The sequence below is a fragment of the Streptomyces sp. NPDC059900 genome, assembly GCF_050270335.1.
Classification (GTDB): Bacteria; Actinomycetota; Actinomycetes; order Streptomycetales; family Streptomycetaceae; genus Streptomyces.
On record NZ_JBNNJZ010000120.1, the window covers coordinates 1 to 17,047 of the forward strand.

Sequence of the window (17,047 nt, forward strand, 5' to 3'; positions counted from 1 at the left end):
CGCTGAAGGGCAGCCAGCTGCGGCTGCCCTTGCGGTGCTTGCCGTCGATGCGGACCACGGCGCGCACCGGGCCGCCCTGCTCGACCTTCGCGCCGCTGATCTCGCCGTCGAAACGGTCCCACTTGGCGTTGCCGTGGTCGCCGTCGTCGAGGTCGCTCTGCCGCAGGAGCACGAGGCGCCCGTCGGTGGCGATCTTCACGCCGTCGCGGGTGACGGACTCGACGAGTTTCCCGCCGTCCTTGGAGATGACGGCCTTGATGACGCCGGTGTCGATCGTGACGGCTCTGCGGGTCTCGGTGACGGTGACCTTCCGGCCGTTGCCCGGGTCTGCGGGGTCCCCGGCGCGCAGGCGGAACTTCTCGCTGCCCGCGGCGTCCGGCCCCACCGCGTGCGCCGTCCACTTCACCGAGCCGTCGGGCCAGTGGGCGGTGGCCCAGGTCTGTACGGGAACGTCCTTGCCGTCGGCGGTAACCAGGGCGAACTTCTGCCCGGCGGGGTGGGCGCCCCGGGGCCACGGGACGCCGAAGGTGGAGCCGGGCGCAGCACCGAGGCCGCCCTTCTCCAGCCAGCCGACGGTGACGGGGCCGTCGTCCGCCGCCGCACGGGGAGCAGCTTCGGCGTCGGCGCGGCCGAGGGCCCAACTGAACTGTGCGGCGCCACCGGCGACGGCTGCGGCCTTGAGCAGGGACCTGCGGGGGATCGGAGACATCGTGATCCTTTCGCTTTACATGGGCATGACAGACAGAGAGGTGTGTGCGGGACCGGCTCCGGCAGACGGGCCCTCAGGCCCCCGCGCCGCGCCGTTCGACGGCGAGCGCGGCCGCCGCGACCATCCCCAGCGCGGGTGCCGCGAGCGGCAGGGCGAACCAGGCGGACGCCGCGACCACGGCGAAACCGCAGACGATCACCAGCGAGCCGGCCGGGTCGCGCAGTGTGCGCCGCACCGCCCCGGTCAGGAGCGCGCGCCACGAAGATCCGGGGCTCCAGCGCGCGGCGGCCCGCAGCCCGGCGACCACGAGGACGAAGAAGGCGACGACCCCGACCGCGCCGACGAACGCACCGCCGGGAAGTCCCGCCCGTACGAACGCGATGTCGGCCAGGAGCAGGGCGAGCGCCGCCCATCCAGCGAGGCCCACCAGCCAGCCGCGCCGCACCGCCGCGCGCAGATCGGCGGTGAACTCGCGCCACCCCGAGGTCTCGTGGGCCAGATGGCGTGACAGGTGACGGGACCCCGCCGCGAAGGCGGCGGGCAGGGTGACCAGGGGCAGGGCGGCGAGCGCGATCCACACCCCGGTCAGCAGGCATTCGGCGAAGGCACCGAAGCGGTCCGTGAAGACGGATCTGCCGGAGTCACGGGACTTCCCGCGCACACTCACGCTCACGCGGCCTCAGCCCTTCAGTCCCGATGTGGCCATACCGTCGATCAGGTAGCGCTGGAAGGCCAGGAAGAACGCGAGGACGGGCAGCAGCGCGACGAGGGACATGGCGATCATGCCGCCGTAGTTGGCCAGGCCCTCCTGGTCGACGAACATCTTCAGGCCCAGGGAGACGGTGTACTTCGAGGGGTCGTTGAGATAGATCAGCGGTCCCATGAAGTCGTTCCAGGAGTTGATGAAGGTGAAGATCGCGCTGGTGATCAGGGCGGGCCTGCACAGCGGAAGGACGATCGACCAGTAGATCCGCAGATGCCCGCAGCCGTCCAGGCGCGCCGCCTCGTCCAGCTCCTTGGGGAGGTTCCGCATGAACTGCACCATCAGGAAGACGAAGAAGGCGTCCACCGCGAGGTACTTGCCGAGCAGCAGCGGCGTGTAGGTGTTGATCAGGCCCATCTTCTGGAACAGCACGTACTGCGGGATCAGGAGCACGTGGTACGGAAGCAGCAGGGTGCCGATCATCAGCGCGAAGAGCAGATTGCGTCCCGCGAATTTGATGCGTGCGAAGGCGTAGCCCGCCAGGGAGCAGGAGAAGAGCACGCCCACCACCGAACCGAGCGCCAGGAAGAGGGAGTTGGAGAAGAACGTGGCGATGGAGATGTCCGCGATGCCGTCGGCGAGACCGGCGTAGTTGGCGACGATGGGGTCGGTCGGGAACAGGTCGAGGCTGCCGACGATCTCCTCGTTCGGCTTGAACGAACCGCCGATCGCCCAGACCACGGGGTAGAGGACCACGGCGAGCACCGCCAGGGACCCGATGTGCCAGGCCAGTGAACCGGCCCCGCGACGACGGCGGGCGGCCGTTCGCGCGAAGGGACCGCGTGCCGCACTGCTCAACGGGATGCCTCCTCGTAGTGCACCCAGCGCTTCTGGGACCAGAACAGGACCGCCGTCACCAGGGCCACCGCGAGCAGCAGCATCCAGGCCATGGCCGACGCGAGGCCCATCCGGCTGTTCTCGAAGCCCTGGACGTAGAGATAACAGGTGTAGACGAGCGAACCGTCCGCAGGACCGCAGGCGTTGCCGCCCGCGCCGCCGCCGACGATGTACGCGGAAGCGAAGATCTGGAAGGAGTGGATGGTCTCCAGGAGGACGTTGAAGAAGAGCACCGGGGAGATCATCGGCAGGGTGATGTTCCAGAACCGCCGCCAGGTGCCCGCGCCGTCCACCTCGGCGGCCTCGTACAGCTCGCGCGGCACCTGCTTGAGGCCGGCCAGGAAGATGACCATGGGCGCGCCGAACTGCCAGACGGTGAGCGCCACCAGGCTGTAGATGATCCACTGCGGGTCGCCGGTCCAGCCGCCCACGTCCATGCCGAAGATCGCCCGCTGGGTCCGGTCGACGATGGCGTCGTCCGAGAAGATCGCCTTCCAGACGACGGCGATCGAGACGCTGGCGCCGATCAGGGAGGGTGCGTAGAACGCGGCCCGGTAGAAGGCCTGCCCGCGCCGCTTCTGGTTGAGAAGGAGCGCCACCGCGAGCGCGGCGGCCAGCTTGAGCGGGGTGCCGACGACGACGTACCAGAGCGTGACCTCCACCGACTTGCGCCAGCGCGGGTCGCCGAACATCTCGGTGAAGTTGTCGAGGCCGATCCACTTGGGGGCGTCGAACAGGTTGTAGTCGGTGAACGCGAAGTACAGCGAGGCGGCCATGGGACCCGCGGTCAGCAGCAGGAAGCCCGCGAGCCAGGGCGACATGAACAGGAACCCGGCGATGTTCTCGCCCCGCCGTCGCCGCCGCGCGGCCGCGGGGAGGCGGTCACCGCGCGGCGGCTTCGGCTTCTCGGTGGCGGCCGGGGCCACGGGCGTCGGCAGGGACGTCGTCGTACCGCCCATCAGGAACCGAGCGCGGTCTTGCACTCGGTGAAGAACTGCTTCACCGCTTCGTCCACCGACCGCTCCCCCAGGGCCAGTTCCTCGGCGATGCGCAGGAACGCCGCCTCGCAGACGTCGGCGCCCGCCGGATGCGGCGTGATGGTCTCCAGGACACCGGCGTCGACCAGCTGCTCCTCGTACGCGGCGATCTCCTTGTTGACCCCGGCGATCACCTTGTCCTTCTCCTCGGCGGGCTTGTACGCCTCGTACTGCGCGGTCGTGGTGGGCACCCCGCGGTCGTATCCCATGATCTTGGCGACCTCCGGGTCGTGCACCATGAAGTCGATGAACTGCGCGACCTCCTTGGGGTGCTGGGTGCGCTTGGAGCCGCTGAGCATCAGCGAGCCGAGGTACTGGCCGGTCTTCTTGCCGTCGGTGGTGGGCAGCGGCGCGAGGCCGTAGCTGCTCTTGCCCTCGGCGGTGTAGCGGACGGTGAAGTTGTCCCAGGTGAACTCGGAGGCGGCGATCTCGGCTGCCACCGCCGACTTGGGCTTGATCTGGGCGACCTTCTTCGGGTCGGCGTAGAGGCCCGATTTCACCCCGGCGTATCCCTTGGTCCACCAGTCCTTGAGGTCGGCCTCGTCGAAGCCCAGGCCGTCCTTGGTGAAGAAGGCCTTGCCCTGCTGGCGCAGGTAGGGGTCGTAGAGGTACATGACGCCGTACAGGCCGCTGTCGCCCGCCCTGCCCTGCTTGCGGATCTTCTCCATCGCCTGGTGGAAGTCGTCCCAGGTCCAGCCCATCTCCGGGCGGACACCGGCCTTCTCGTAGACCGGCTTGTCGATCACCAGGGCCATGGAGTTGCTGCCGACCGGGACGCCGAGCAGCTTGCCGTCGACCTCGCCGAACTTCTCCAGGCCGGCGCGGAAGCCGTCCAGGCGCAGGTTTCCGGCCTTGGCCTGCGCGTTCAGGTCGAGCAGCACGTTCCGCTGGTCGTACTTGCGCAGGAAGCCGATCGCGTTCTGGAAGACGTCCGGCGGATTGCCGCCGGAGGCCTGGGTGTTGAACTTCTTCCAGAAGTCGAGGTAGGGCTGGAAGTCCGTCTTCACCTTGATCTTCGGGTACTTCTTCTCGAAGAGCTCGATGGTGCGGTTGATCCGCTTGGCCCGGTCGTCGGAGCCCCACCACGCGTACCGGATGGTGACGGTGCCGTCCCCCGATCCGCTGCCGCCGCCGCAGCCGGCCGCGGTAAGGCCGAGGGCCGCCAACGAGCCGCCGGCCAGTTTCAACAGGCCGCGCCTGTCAACTTCCCCATTTGTGGGCACAGTTCGTCCTCCGCCATGCGATTGAATCGTTTTAGGCAAGCGCTTGCCGGGACAAGGTAGGGAGCCGGGGTGAGTACGTCAACGGTTCGGACAGGAACTGTCGAAGCGCTTCGAGCCGACTGCCCCCGACGCCGAAATCCCGAACGGGTTTTCCTGCGCGAAACGTTGACGCGGAGCGGTCGGCCACTTAACTTCATCGCGTCGTACTTCGTACGTCATATATGAGACGCGATACGCGATGGCCGCCACGCTCCTGGCCGCACGACGACTGCACGCATGATGACTGCACGACGGAGACACGACGGCTGCACGACGGCTGCACGACGACTGAGAGCATCGATGAACTTTGCGCCCCACCCCATCCCCTCGCGCACGCAGTACGTGCTCGAGGCGGTCAAGCACCGCATCCTCACCGGGCAGTTGGCCCCCGGCCAGCCACTCGTGGAGACCGAGCTCGCCGCCCAGTTCGCGGTCTCCAAGACGCCCGTACGGGAAGCGCTGAAGACACTCGCCGGGACCGGGCTCGTCGTCATGAGCCAGTACAAGGGCGCCACCGTGCGCACGGTGGACGCGGCCATGGCGCAGGAGGTCTACGACGTCCGCCTGCTGCTCGAACCGGAGGCACTGCGGCGCACCGTCCGCAGCGGCGCGCTCCTTGAGGAGGCGCGCGACGCCCTGGAGCGGGCGGACACCGCGGCGGACGCCGCCGAACGCTCGCTCGCCAACCGCGAGTTCCACCGCGCGCTCTATCTCCCGTGCGGCAATCCGCTGCTCTCCCGGATGCTCGACGACGTGCGCGACCAGGCGGCCCTGGTCTCCGCCGTCGCCTGGGCCGCGCTGCCCTCCTGGGAACGGGAGGCGGCCGAGCACCGGGAGATCCTGCGCCTGGCACTCGCCGGCGAGGCCGACGCGGCGGCCCGCGGACTCCACGACCACATCGCCTCGTTCGTGCAGCGGGCGTTCCCGGAGGGGGATCTTTCATGACCGCACCTGTCGACACCTCCCGCTTCGCCGCCCTGCGTGCCGCGCTCGCCGACGTCGTCGCGATCCCGGTGACCCCGTTCGCCGACGACGGCTCCGTGGACCGGGAGACCTACCGCGCCCTGGTGCGGCGCCTCACCGACGGCGGCGTGCGCACCCTGACCCCGAACGGGAACACCGGCGAGTTCTACGCCCTGGACCCCGACGAGCGGCGCCTGGTCACCGAGCTGACCATGGAGGAGGCGGGCCGCAGCGGGGCCACCGTGCTTGTCGGCGTCGGCCATGACCTGCCGACCGCGATCGCCGCCGCCCGGCACGCACGGGACGCCGGGGCGCACATGGTGATGGTCCATCAGCCGGTGCATCCCTACGTGTCCCAGGACGGCTGGGTCGACTACCACCGTGCCGTGGCCGCCGCCGTGCCCGAACTCGGCGTCGTGCCCTACATCCGCAATCCCCGGCTCGACGGCCGGCGCCTGGCCGACCTCGGCGAGCTGTGCCCCAATGTGATCGGCGCGAAGTACGCGACGCCGGACGCCGCCGCGTTCGCCGCGTTCGCCAGGGACGCGGGGCTCGACCGCTTCGTATGGGTGGCGGGGCTCGCCGAGCTGTACGCCCCCGCGTACTGGGCCATGGGCGCGACCGGGTTCACCTCGGGCCTGGTCAACGTCGCGCCCGAGGTGTCCCTGAACATGCTCGAAGCGCTGCGGGCGGGCGACTATCCGGCGGCCATGGAGGTCTGGGAGCGCATCCGCCGCTTCGAGGAGCTGCGCGCCGCCGACAGCTCCGCGGACAACGTCACCGTGGTCAAGGAGGCCCTGGCCGCGCTCGGTCTGTGCCGCCGCGAGGTGCGCCCGCCGAGCCGGGTCCTGCCCGTCGAGCGGCGCGACGAGATCGCGGCGCTGGTGAAGGCGTGGGCGATATGAAGCCGCCCGAAGAGCTGCGCAGCCACCAGTGGTACGGCACGGACGGCCTGCGGTCCTTCAGCCACCGGGCGCGCACCCGGCAGCTCGGCTATCTGCCCGAGGAGCACCTGGGCAAGCCCGTCATCGCGATCCTCAACACCTGGTCGGACATCAACCCGTGCCACGTCCATCTGCGTGACCGGGCCCAGGCGGTCAAGCGCGGGGTGTGGCAGGCGGGCGGCTTCCCCCTGGAGTTCCCCGTCTCCACGCTCTCGGAGACCTTCCAGAAGCCGACCCCGATGCTCTACCGCAACCTCCTGTCCATGGAGACCGAGGAGTTGCTCAGGTCGTATCCGGTGGACGGTGCCGTGCTGCTCGGCGGCTGCGACAAGACGACGCCCGCGCTGCTCATGGGTGCCGCGAGCGCCGACCTGCCCACCGTGTTCGTGCCGGCCGGACCCATGCTGCCGGGACACTGGCGCAACGAGGTGCTCGGCTCCGGCACCGACATGTGGAAGTACTGGGACGACAAGCGCGCAGGCCTCATCGGCGACTGCGAGATGGCCGAGCTGGAGAGCGGCCTCGCCCGCTCCCCCGGCCACTGCATGACCATGGGTACGGCGTCCACGCTGACCGCGGCGGCCGAGGCGCTCGGCGTGACGATGCCCGGCGCCTCCGCCATCCCCGCGGTGGACTCCGGGCACGACCGGATGGCGGCCGCCTCCGGGCTGCGGATCGTCGAACTCGTCCACCGGGACCTGAAGCTGTCGCAGCTGCTCACCGCGGACGCCTACGAGGACGCGGTCGCCACCGTCCTGGCGCTCGGCGGCTCCACCAACGCCGTGATCCACCTGATCGCGATGGCGGGCCGCAGCGGCGTGCGGCTCACGCTCGACGACTTCGACCGGATCGCGCGCACGGTGCCGGTCCTTGCCAATCTGCGGCCCGGCGGGCAGTACCTCATGGAGGACTTCCACTTCGCGGGCGGACTCCCGGCGTTCCTGGCCCAGCTGTCCGACGTGCTGCACCTGGACCGGCCCACCGTCGCGCACGACACCCTGCGCGAGCAGCTCGCGAACGCGGTCGTACACAACTCCGAGGTCATCCGCCCCCGCGAGAAGCCCCTGGCCGACGAGGGCGGCGTGGCGGTCCTGCGCGGCAACATCTGCCCCGACGGCGCCGTCATCAAGCACATCGCCGCCGAGCCGCACCTGCTGCGCCACACCGGCCCCGCGGTCGTCTTCGACGACTACCGGCAGATGCAGCGCACCATCAACGACCCGGCGCTCGGCATCACCGCAGACCACGTCCTCGTGCTGCGCAACTCGGGCCCCCTGGGCGGGCCCGGCATGCCCGAGTACGGCATGCTCCCGATCCCCGACCACCTGCTCAAGCAGGGGGTGCGCGACATGGTGCGGATCTCCGACGCGCGGATGAGCGGCACGTCGTACGGCACATGTGTGCTGCACGTCGCGCCCGAGTCGTACGTCGGCGGACCGCTCGCCCTGGTCCGCACCGGAGACCTGATCACCCTGGACGTCGAGGCGCGCTCGCTCCATCTCGACGTCACCGACGAGGAGTTGGAACGACGCCGCGAGGCGTGGACGCCGCCGCCCGCCCGCTACGGACGCGGCTACGGCGCGCTCTACAGCGAGCAGATCACGCAGGCCGACACCGGCTGCGACTTCGCGTTCCTGGCCCGCGAGGGCAAGGTCCCCGACCCGTACGCGGGCTGAGCCGAGCACCCGCCGCTGCCCCTCTGCACGAGTTTTCTGCACGCGCTCTTCTTGTACGAGATTTCGAACAACGTCTGCGAAGCGCTTCATCTCGCTGACTGTGTGCCGCCCATGAGAACGGAGAAGCAGACATGGCCTCAGCTGTGGCGAAATCGCCACCGCAGCCACCGCCCCGGCGCCGCACGCCGGGTGCGCACCGGCGCCGAACGGGAGCGAACCCGCGCCGCCTCCCGTATCTGCTGATCGCGCCGGCCGGACTCCTGATGGTGGGCTTCATCGCCTACCCCGTCATCAGCGTCTTCTACTACAGCCTGCGCCACTACAACCCCACCAAGCCCTGGCGAAACGGCTGGGCGGGGTTCGAGAACTTCGTCACCGCGTTCACCGAGGACCCGCAGTTCTGGCAGACGCTCGGCTTCAGCCTCCAGTGGGTGGCCGTCGAGGTCGTCCTGCAACTGCTCCTGGGCCTGGGGCTCGCGCTGATCGTCAACCAGACCTTCATCGGCCGCGCGATGGCCCGCGCCCTGGTCTTCTCGCCGTGGGCCGTCTCCGGCGTGCTCACCTCGACGATCTGGCTGCTGATCTTCAACTCGCAGACGGGCATCACCCGTTACCTCGCGGACATGGGGATCGGCTCGTACGGAACGTCCTGGCTCTCGGACACCGGCACCGTCTTCCCGGCCGTCGTCGTCGCCGAACTCTGGCGCGGCGTCCCCTTCTTCGCGATCCTCATCCTCGCCGACCTCCAGTCCGTCTCCAAGGACCTGTACGAGGCCGCGGAGGTCGACGGCGCGAGCCGCTTCCGGCAGTTCTTCCACATCACGCTGCCGCACCTGAAGGACGCGATCATCCTCTCCACGCTGCTGCGCGCGGTCTGGGAGTTCAACAACGTCGACCTGCTCTACACCCTCACCGGCGGCGGACCCGCGGGTGAGACGACCACCCTGCCGCTGCGCATCGCGTCCATCGCCGTCGACTCGCACGACTTCGGGTACGCCTCCGCGCTGACCTCGATCGCGTTCGTGATCCTCCTCTTCTGCTCGATGGTCTATCTGCGGCTGAGCAAGTTCGGAGGGCAGGACAAGTGAGCACCACACAGCACCTGGACAGGGCAGCCGCCGCGGCGGAACCCACCGCACCCGCCGGGCCCCGCACGGGCAGCCCGCGCACACGCCGCCGGCGCCCCTGGGACGAGGCCCCCCGCTGGCAGATCTACGTCCCGCTCGGCCTGTACCTCCTGTTCACCCTCATCCCCTTCTACTGGATGCTGCTGTTCGCGATCCGCCCGGCGGGCTCGACCTCGCTGCTGCCCTGGCCGATCACGTTCGAGCACTTCGACAAGGTGTGGACCGAGCGCAGCTTCGCGCTCTTCTTCCAGAACAGCGTCATCGTCGGCCTCCTGTCGATGCTGATGACCACGCTCGTCGCCCTCGCGGGCGGTTACGCCCTGGCCCGCTTCGACTTCAAGATCAAGCGCGGCTTCATGCTGGCGCTGCTCTGCTCGCAGTTCATTCCCGGCGCGCTGATGCTGGTGCCGCTCTTCCAGATCTTCGCCAACCTCCAGATGATCAACTCCCTCGGCAGCGTCATCATCGCCGAGGCCGTCTTCCAGCTCCCGCTGTCCATGATCCTGATCAGCGGGTTCATCAAGAACGTGCCGTACTCCCTGGAGGAGGCCGCCTGGGTCGACGGCTGCGGGCGCTTCCGCGCCTTCTGCGCCGTGGTCCTGCCGCTGCTGCGGCCGGGCCTGATCGCGGTCGGCTCCTTCGCCTTCGTGCACAGCTGGAACCACTTCCTGTTCGCCCTGATGTTCCTCTCCAACCAGGACAAGCAGACGATCCCGGTCGGCCTCGCCACCCTGATGGGCGCCGACAGCGTCGACCTCGGGGCGCTCGCCGCGGGAGGCGTCATCGCCGCCCTGCCCGTCGTGATCGTCTTCGCCTTCATCCAGAAGTGGCTGGTCACCGGGTTCAGCGCCGGGGCGGTGAAGGGATGAGCACCGCCCCGGCACCGAGCACGCCCCGCACCCCGCTGCCGCTCGTCCTCGCCGGGGCGCGCGGGCACGGCAGATGGCACCTGGAGAACATCCGGCGCCTCCAACAGGCCGGTCTCGTAAGGCTCGTGGGGATCTGCGAGCTCGACCCGCTGACCGGCGCCGAGCTCGAAGGCCTCGGTGAGCCCGCGCAGTCCCCGGACTTCGCCGCGCTGCTCGACGCCACCGAAGCCGCCGTCGCCGTCATCTGCACGCCCATCCCCACCCACGCGGACCTGGCGGTCGCCGCCGCCGCGCGGGGCGTGCACCTGCTCCTGGAGAAACCGCCCGCCCCCTCGTACGCCGACTTCCGGCGGATCACCGACGCGGTGGACGCCGCGGGCGTGGCCTGCCAGGTCGGCTTCCAGTCCCTGGGCTCGCACGCCGTGCCCGCCATCCGCGCCCTGATCGCCGAAGGAGCGATCGGTGAGCCGACGGGGGTGGGCGCGGCGGGGGCCTGGGCACGTGACGAGGCGTACTACCGGCGCGCGCCCTGGGCGGGGCGGCGCCGGATGAACGGCACGGACGTCGTGGACGGGGTCCTGACCAACCCCCTCGCCCACGCCGTCGCCACCGCCCTGGCCGTCGCCGGATCCACCCGGGCCGATGACGTCACGCGGGTCGACACGGAGCTGTTCCGCGCCAACGCCATCGAGTCCGACGACACCTCCTTCACGGGCATCACCACCGCGCGCGGCGGCCGCATCAGTGTCGCCGCGACCCTGTGCGCCGAGCGTCCCGACGAGCCGTACGTCATCGCGCACGGCAGCCGGGGCCGCATCACCTTCTGGTACAAGCAGGACCGGGTGCTCGTCCAGCGCGCCGGGCACGGGCCCGAGGAGGTCCTGCACGGGCGGACGGACCTCCTGGAAAACCTCGTCGACCATCTCGCGGGCCGCGCCGGACTGCTGGTCCCGCCCGCGTCGACGGGCGCCTTCATGAAGGTCGTCGAAGCGGTACGCACCGCGCCCGACCCGCATCCCCTGCCGGCCGAGGCCTGGCGTTCGGTGCCCGGCGAGCACGAAGGCGTACGGCGCCGGGTCGTGCACGGCATCGACGGGCTCGTCTCGGCGAGCGCCGACACGCTGTGCGGTTACGCGGAGCTCGGCACGTTCTGGGCGCTGCCCGGCGAGCCGTCCGGGTCCGCGCCCGGCTCCCCCGGCGCCCGGGTCCCCGCCGCCCCCTCCGCCTCCCGCTCCCCCACCGCCGAGACCCCACCGAGGTGAGAACGCCATGAACAGAACCGCGACCGACACAGCGCTCATGCTGCGCTGCTCGGGCCGCCCCGTCGGCCGGTACGTCATCCACCCCCCGGCCGCCCCGCGGCTCGCGCCCCGCCCCTACCTCCACCCCGTCCGCACCTTCGGCGGCCTGCCCGTCACCGAGTCCGGCCCCGCCGACCACCCGCACCACCTCGGCGTGGGCGTCGCCGTGCCCGACGCCGCGGGCCGCAACTTCTGGGGCGGACGCACCTACGTCCGCGACCAGGGGCCGACCGAGCTCGACAACCACGGCGAGCAGCGCCACCTGGAGTTCAAGCTGTGCGACCCGGACGGCTTCGTCGAGGAGATCGGCTGGCTCGACGGGGAGCGCGAGCTGCTGCACGAGCGGCGCACCGTCGCCGTCACACCCCTGAGCACGTCCGCCTGGGCCCTCGACTTCACCTTCTCCCTCACCAATCCCGCCGGCACGGAGATCTCGATCGGCAGCCCCGCCACCAACGGCCGCCCCGGCGCCGCCTACGGAGGCTTCTTCTGGCGCGCCCCCAAGGAGAGCCGGGCGCCGGACGTGTTCACCGCGGACGCCGACGGCGAGGCCGCCGTCCACGGCTCCACCGCCGACTGGCTGGCGCTCACGGGCCAGGGCTGGACCCTCGTCTTCGCCGGGGCGACGCCCGGCACGCGGAGCGACCCGTGGTTCGTGCGCACCGCGGAGTATCCGGGCGTCGGCTCCTCGCTCGCGCACTCGCGGCGCCTGCCGATCGGCCCGGGCGAGACCGTCGTACGCCGTGTCGTCACCGTCGTCTGCGACGGCCGCCCGGGCCGTGCCGAGTGCGCGGCGCTCGTCCGCAAGGCGGTGACCGCGTGAGCGCGCCCCGCACGGACGGCCACAGCACGCCGGGGGACCTCGGTGACGGCACCTACCGCAACCCCGTGCTCGCCGCCGACTGGTCCGACCCCGACGTCGTGCGGGTCGGCGACGACTTCTACCTCACCGCATCCAGCTTCGGGCGCGCGCCGGGGCTGCCGCTCCTGCACTCCCGCGACCTGGTGAACTGGACCCTGATCGGGCACGCCATCGACCGCCTGGAGCCCGCCGAGTCGTTCGCCGCGCCGCGGCACGACTGCGGGGTGTGGGCACCTTCGATCCGGCACCACGACGACCGGTTCTGGATCTTCTGGGGCGACCCCGACCACGGTGTGTTCCAAGTCAACTCTCCCGACATCCGCGGGCCTTGGAGCGCCCCGCACCTCGTCAAGGCAGGCAAAGGCCTGATCGACGCCTGCCCGCTGTGGGACGAGGAGAGCGGCGAGGCCTATCTCGTGCACGCCTGGGCCAAGTCGCGCTCCGGCGTCAAGAACCGGCTGACCGGTCATCGTATGAGCCCCGACGGCCGCGAACTCCTCGACGACGGGCAGGTGTTGATCGACGCCGACCTGATCCCCGGCTGGTTCACCCTCGAAGGCCCCAAGCTCTACCGCCACGACGGCTGGTTCTGGATCTTCGCTCCCGCCGGCGGGGTGGAGACCGGCTGGCAGGGCGCCTTCCGTTCGCGGACCTTCCACGGCCCCTACGAGCAGCGGATCGTCCTGGAGGAGGGCGGCACCGGCACCAACGGCCCGCACCAGGGCGGCTGGGTGCGCACCCCGGCCGGCGAGGACTGGTTCCTGCACTTCCAGCAGCGCGGCGCCTACGGCCGGGTCGTCCACCTCCAGCCGCTGCGCTGGGACACGGACGGCTGGCCGGTGATCGGGGACGACGGCGCCCCCGTCGCCGTACACCGGAAGCCGGACCTGCCCCCGCAGCCCGCGTCCGCGCCCGCCGCCGACGACGACTTTCCCGGCGGGCGCCACGGCCGCCAGTGGCAGTGGTCCGCCAACCCCCGGGCCGGCTGGGCGACCTCGCACGGCGCTGACGGTCTGCGCCTGGCCTGCGTACGGTCCGCCGACGCCCACGACCTGCGCCGCCTGCCGCACGTCCTCACCCAGCGCCTGCCGCTCGCGCCGGGCACCGTCGAGGTCGGCCTGCGGCTCGACGCGACCTCGGCCGATGCCAGGGCCGGGCTGGCCGTGCTCGGCGACGCCTTCAACTGGATCGGCCTGGAACGCGACGGTGACGGGGCGGTCCGCCTGGTCCACCGGTTCGCCGAGTCCGTCGCCGAGCAAGAGCGCGACGCCGAGTATCCGCGGCCCGCCCCCGACGGCACCGCGCGCCTGCGGATCGACGTCACGGACGGCGCCCGCTGCAGATTCTCGGCCGACACCGGCGACGGGTTCCGGCCCTCGGGCCAGGTCTTCGCCGCCTCGCCGTGGCGGTGGGTGGGCGCCCTGCTCGGCCTGTTCGCCACGGCGCCCGCGGGCCGCGACGGGGCCGGGACAGCCCTGTTCACCCGCTTTCGCATCACCCCGCTCGTACCCGTACCCACGCACACCCTCCTATCCGAAGAAGAGAGCCGACCATGAACATCACCATCCGTGGAAACAGAAGCGGAAACAGAAGCAGAAGCCGTCGCGCGGTGGCCGCCGTCGCCTTCACCGCCGCGTTCGCGCTGACCGCCACCGCCTGCGGCGACGACGGCAGCGGGGCGGGCGGGGACAAGGGCAAGGAGGGTTCCGGGAAGGGCGAGATCACCTTCTGGGACAACAACGGCGGTGTCCGCACCGACGTCTGGAAGGAGATCATCAAGGACTTCGAGGCGAAGAACCCGGACATCCACGTCAAGTACGTGCCGATCCCCGCCGAGAGCGTCCAGTCCAAGTACGACACCGCCATCCAGGGCGGCGGCCTGCCCGACGTCGGCGGTGTCGGCGCCGCGATGCTCGCCGGTATCTCCGCGCAGGACGCCCTGGAGCCGCTGGACGACCGGCTGAGCGGGAGCTCCCTGGAGGGCGAGCTGAACCCCGGCATGATCGACAGCGTCCGGGCGGCGGGCGGCGGCAACCGCCTGTTCACCGTGCCGACGTCGGCGAGCAACGGCGTTCTCTACTACCGCACCGACCTGTTCAAGGAAGCGGGCCTTGACGCGCCCACCAGCTGGAGCAAGTTCTACGAGGCGGCCAAGAAGCTCACCGCCAAGGGCGACAACAAGTTCGGGTACACCATCCGCGGCGGCGAGGGCTCCATCGCCCAGGCGCTGGACGCGGCGTACGGCCAGTCCGGCATCGGTTCGTTCTGGGACGGCGACAAGACCACCGTCAACGACCCGAAGAACGTCGCGGCACTGAAGAAGTACGTGGCGCTGTACAAGAACAACACCCCCGCGGCCGACGTCAACAACGACTTCAAGAAGATGAACGCCCAGTGGGACACGGGCCAGATCGGCATGCTCAGCCACAACCTCGGCTCCTACACCGACCACGTGAAGGCGCTGGGCGAGGGCAAGTTCCGCGGCCTGCCCAACCCGACGACCGACGCGGGCGTACGGGTCCAGGTCTCCAACCCGGTCGACGGGCTCGGCCTGTTCAAGTCGAGCAAGAAGAAGGCCGCCGCCTGGAAGTTCATCGAGTTCGCGGCCTCGCACGAGTCCAACAGCAAGTGGAACAAGTCGGCGGGCGCCATCCCCGCCAACACCGCGGCCTCCAAGGACGCCTGGGTGAACGAGGCCGAGCCCACCAAGCTGGCCGCCGCCGCGCTCAACGACGGCTCCCTGAAGGTCGTGCAGCTGCCGTACTACCTGCCCGACTGGAACACCATCAGCAAGGCCGACAACGAGCCGAACTACCAGAAGGTCCTGCTGGGCAAGATGTCCGCGAAGGACTTCCTCGACACGCTCGCCGAGCAGCTCAACAAGGCCCAGGCCGAGTGGAAAGACCAGAGCAAGTGACATCGCGCCCCGCGCACGGCGTCGGACGACGCCGTGCGGTCGCGGCCCTCGCGAGCCTTCCGCTCGCGGTGGCCGCGGCCCCGGCGGCATTCGCCCGGCCGAGCGGTGCGACGCGCGCGAGCACCCTCTACATCGCGGGGGACTCCACCGCCGCGCAGAAGTACGCCGACGCGGCGCCCGAGACCGGCTGGGGCATGCCGCTGCCCTTCTTCCTCCACGGCCGCCGCCTGAAGGTCGCCAACCACGCGGTGAACGGCCGGAGTTCGAAGAGCTTCGCCGACGAGGGCCGCCTCGCCGTGATCCTGGAGGCGATCCGGCCCGGCGACCTCCTCCTCGTGCAGTTCGCGCACAACGACGAGAAGAGCGCCGACCCGGCGCGCTACACCGAACCCTGGTCCACCTACCAGGAGTACTTGATGCGGTACGTCGACGGCGCACGCTCCCGTGGCGCCCGGCCGGTGCTCGCCACGGCCGTCGAGCGCAGGAAGTTCGACGCGGGCGGCACCGCGCTGCCCACCCACGGCGACTACCCGGCGGCCATGCGGGCGCTCGCCGGCGCCGAGGACGTGCCGCTGCTCGACGTGCAGGCCCTGTCCCTCGCCCTGTGGCAGAAGCTCGGCGCCGAGGAGACCAAGGCGTACTTCAACTGGACCGCCGCCGAGCAGGACAACACGCACTTCAATCCGCCGGGCGCGATCGCCGTGGCCCGTCTGGTGGCGGGCGAGCTGCTGCACCGCGGGGTGCTCGCACCGCGGGACGTGCGGCGGCTCGACGACGCGATACCCGACTCCTGGATCACCTGGCCGACAGAGCCGACACAATCGTGAGGACGAACATGCCTGTACGCACAACCGCCGTACGCAGATCTCTCACCCTGCTCGCGGGATGCACCGCCCTGGTCGTGGCCGTCACGAGCGCACCGGCCTCGGCCGCGGGTACCCACGACGTGCTGCCGCGCGGCGACGGCTGGGCGTCCGCCGAGGGCGGGACCACCGGCGGCGCGGGAGCGGATGCCGCGCACACCTACACGGTCACCACCTGGCAGGAGCTGCGGGCCGCGCTGGCGGACGACGCGGGCGCTCCCCGGATCATCAAGGTCAAGGGCACCCTCAACGCCACGGCCCAGGGCTGCGCCGCCTTCGAGGCCGAGGGCTACGACTTCGAGCGGTACCTGGCCGACTACGACCCCGCGGTGTGGGGATACGACACCCCGGTCAGCGGCGCACAGGAGGATCTGCGGGCGGCGTCGGCGACCCGGCAGGCCGCTGCGATCAAGGCGTACGTGCCCGCCGACACGACCATCGTGGGCGTCGGCAAGGACGCGGGGATCGTCGGCGGCAGCCTGCAGATCCAGGGCGTGGACAACGTCGTCGTCCGCAACCTCACCCTGGAGAGCCCGCTCGACTGCTTCCCGCAGTGGGATCCCACGGACGGCGACACGGGTGCCTGGAACTCCGAGTACGACAGCATGGTCGTGTACGGCTCGAGGCATGTGTGGGTCGACCACAACACGTTCACCGACGGCGAGCACCCCGACAGTTCGCTGCCGTCCTACTACGGCGAGGTCTACCAGCAGCACGACGGCGAGCTGGACGTCGTGCGCGGCGCCGACCTGGTCACCGCCTCCTGGAACGTCTTCGCCGACCACGACAAGACGCTGATGATCGGCAACAGTGACAGCGCGGGCGACACGGACCGCGGCAAGCTGCGGGTGACCCTGCACCACAACGTCTTCCGGGACATCGTCGAGCGCGCGCCGCGTGTCCGCTTCGGGCAGGTC

The 17,047-nt window shown here is 70.6% G+C and carries 15 protein-coding genes and 1 pseudogene; 11 read left to right on the forward strand and 5 right to left on the reverse strand.

Annotated elements, in window-relative coordinates; translation table 11 throughout:
- The 5 genes and pseudogenes from ACQKIP_RS18345 to ACQKIP_RS18365 all read right to left on the reverse strand — a co-directional run.
- Positions 1-709, reverse strand: a pseudogene (locus ACQKIP_RS18345) (Tat pathway signal sequence domain protein); the annotation flags it as partial.
- A 73-nt stretch (positions 710-782) separates the two neighbouring features.
- Positions 783-1,382: a hypothetical protein gene (locus ACQKIP_RS18350; protein WP_365859728.1), complete on the reverse strand. Its 600-nt coding sequence runs from the start codon at positions 1,380-1,382 to the stop codon at positions 783-785.
- A 6-nt stretch (positions 1,383-1,388) separates the two neighbouring features.
- Positions 1,389-2,270 (reverse strand): carbohydrate ABC transporter permease, encoded by an 882-nt coding sequence (locus tag ACQKIP_RS18355; protein ID WP_365859729.1) that lies wholly within the window; start codon positions 2,268-2,270, stop codon positions 1,389-1,391.
- Complete coding sequence (locus tag ACQKIP_RS18360; RefSeq protein ID WP_365859866.1) at positions 2,267-3,268, reverse strand: carbohydrate ABC transporter permease; 1,002 nt, start codon at positions 3,266-3,268, stop codon at positions 2,267-2,269. The genes ACQKIP_RS18355 and ACQKIP_RS18360 overlap by 4 nt, the downstream gene beginning before the upstream one ends.
- Positions 3,268-4,569 carry an ABC transporter substrate-binding protein gene (locus ACQKIP_RS18365; protein ID WP_365859730.1) on the reverse strand — a complete coding sequence of 434 codons (1,302 nt, stop codon included), beginning with the start codon at positions 4,567-4,569 and terminating at the stop codon, positions 3,268-3,270. Before ACQKIP_RS18365 ends, ACQKIP_RS18360 begins: the two co-directional genes overlap by 1 nt.
- A 339-nt stretch (positions 4,570-4,908) precedes the next feature.
- On the opposite strand from ACQKIP_RS18365, the gene ACQKIP_RS18370 reads away from it, so the two are divergent.
- From ACQKIP_RS18370 to ACQKIP_RS18420, 11 genes are all read left to right on the forward strand, one after another.
- A complete protein-coding gene (locus ACQKIP_RS18370) occupies positions 4,909-5,553 on the forward strand; it encodes a GntR family transcriptional regulator (protein WP_365859731.1) in 645 nt (214 codons plus the stop codon).
- The gene (locus ACQKIP_RS18375) at positions 5,550-6,476 is read left to right on the forward strand and encodes a dihydrodipicolinate synthase family protein (protein WP_365859732.1); all 927 of its coding nucleotides are present in this window, start codon (positions 5,550-5,552) and stop codon (positions 6,474-6,476) included. The genes ACQKIP_RS18370 and ACQKIP_RS18375 overlap by 4 nt, the downstream gene beginning before the upstream one ends.
- On the forward strand, positions 6,473-8,191 hold the full coding sequence (araD, locus tag ACQKIP_RS18380; RefSeq protein ID WP_365859733.1) for an L-arabinonate dehydratase: 1,719 nt from the start codon (positions 6,473-6,475) through the stop codon (positions 8,189-8,191). Before ACQKIP_RS18375 ends, araD begins: the two co-directional genes overlap by 4 nt.
- A 131-nt stretch (positions 8,192-8,322) precedes the next feature.
- A complete protein-coding gene (locus ACQKIP_RS18385) occupies positions 8,323-9,279 on the forward strand; it encodes a carbohydrate ABC transporter permease (protein WP_365859734.1) in 957 nt (318 codons plus the stop codon).
- The gene (locus tag ACQKIP_RS18390; RefSeq protein WP_427743460.1) at positions 9,276-10,187 is read left to right on the forward strand and encodes a carbohydrate ABC transporter permease; all 912 of its coding nucleotides are present in this window, start codon (positions 9,276-9,278) and stop codon (positions 10,185-10,187) included. Before ACQKIP_RS18385 ends, ACQKIP_RS18390 begins: the two co-directional genes overlap by 4 nt.
- Positions 10,184-11,449: a Gfo/Idh/MocA family protein gene (locus tag ACQKIP_RS18395; protein ID WP_365859735.1), complete on the forward strand. Its 1,266-nt coding sequence runs from the start codon at positions 10,184-10,186 to the stop codon at positions 11,447-11,449. The genes ACQKIP_RS18390 and ACQKIP_RS18395 overlap by 4 nt, the downstream gene beginning before the upstream one ends.
- Positions 11,450-11,456: 7 nt before the next feature.
- A complete protein-coding gene (locus ACQKIP_RS18400) occupies positions 11,457-12,311 on the forward strand; it encodes a PmoA family protein (protein ID WP_365859736.1) in 855 nt (284 codons plus the stop codon).
- Entirely contained in the window at positions 12,308-13,906 is a 1,599-nt protein-coding gene (locus tag ACQKIP_RS18405) for a glycoside hydrolase family 43 protein (protein ID WP_365859737.1), read from the forward strand. The genes ACQKIP_RS18400 and ACQKIP_RS18405 overlap by 4 nt, the downstream gene beginning before the upstream one ends.
- Positions 13,903-15,267 (forward strand): ABC transporter substrate-binding protein, encoded by a 1,365-nt coding sequence (locus ACQKIP_RS18410; RefSeq protein ID WP_365859738.1) that lies wholly within the window; start codon positions 13,903-13,905, stop codon positions 15,265-15,267. The genes ACQKIP_RS18405 and ACQKIP_RS18410 overlap by 4 nt, the downstream gene beginning before the upstream one ends.
- Positions 15,264-16,094: a rhamnogalacturonan acetylesterase gene (locus ACQKIP_RS18415; protein ID WP_365859739.1), complete on the forward strand. Its 831-nt coding sequence runs from the start codon at positions 15,264-15,266 to the stop codon at positions 16,092-16,094. Before ACQKIP_RS18410 ends, ACQKIP_RS18415 begins: the two co-directional genes overlap by 4 nt.
- Before the next feature lie 8 nt (positions 16,095-16,102).
- The coding region (locus ACQKIP_RS18420; RefSeq protein WP_427743464.1) for a pectate lyase family protein at positions 16,103-17,047 on the forward strand (945 nt) is incomplete at its 3' end.

What these genes read in the sequence shown, in the direction of transcription:
- ACQKIP_RS18385 (WP_365859734.1), top strand. Translation starts at nt 8,323, where the DNA reads ATGGCCTCAGCTGTGGCGAAATCGCCACCGCAGCCACCGCCCCGGCGC.
- ACQKIP_RS18400 (WP_365859736.1), top strand. Translation starts at nt 11,457, where the DNA reads ATGAACAGAACCGCGACCGACACAGCGCTCATGCTGCGCTGCTCGGGC.
- ACQKIP_RS18375 (WP_365859732.1), top strand. Translation starts at nt 5,550, where the DNA reads ATGACCGCACCTGTCGACACCTCCCGCTTCGCCGCCCTGCGTGCCGCG.
- ACQKIP_RS18370 (WP_365859731.1), top strand. Translation starts at nt 4,909, where the DNA reads ATGAACTTTGCGCCCCACCCCATCCCCTCGCGCACGCAGTACGTGCTC.
- ACQKIP_RS18410 (WP_365859738.1), top strand. Translation starts at nt 13,903, where the DNA reads ATGAACATCACCATCCGTGGAAACAGAAGCGGAAACAGAAGCAGAAGC.
- ACQKIP_RS18360 (WP_365859866.1), bottom strand. Translation starts at nt 3,268, where the DNA reads ATGGGCGGTACGACGACGTCCCTGCCGACGCCCGTGGCCCCGGCCGCC.
- araD (WP_365859733.1), top strand. Translation starts at nt 6,473, where the DNA reads ATGAAGCCGCCCGAAGAGCTGCGCAGCCACCAGTGGTACGGCACGGAC.
- ACQKIP_RS18395 (WP_365859735.1), top strand. Translation starts at nt 10,184, where the DNA reads ATGAGCACCGCCCCGGCACCGAGCACGCCCCGCACCCCGCTGCCGCTC.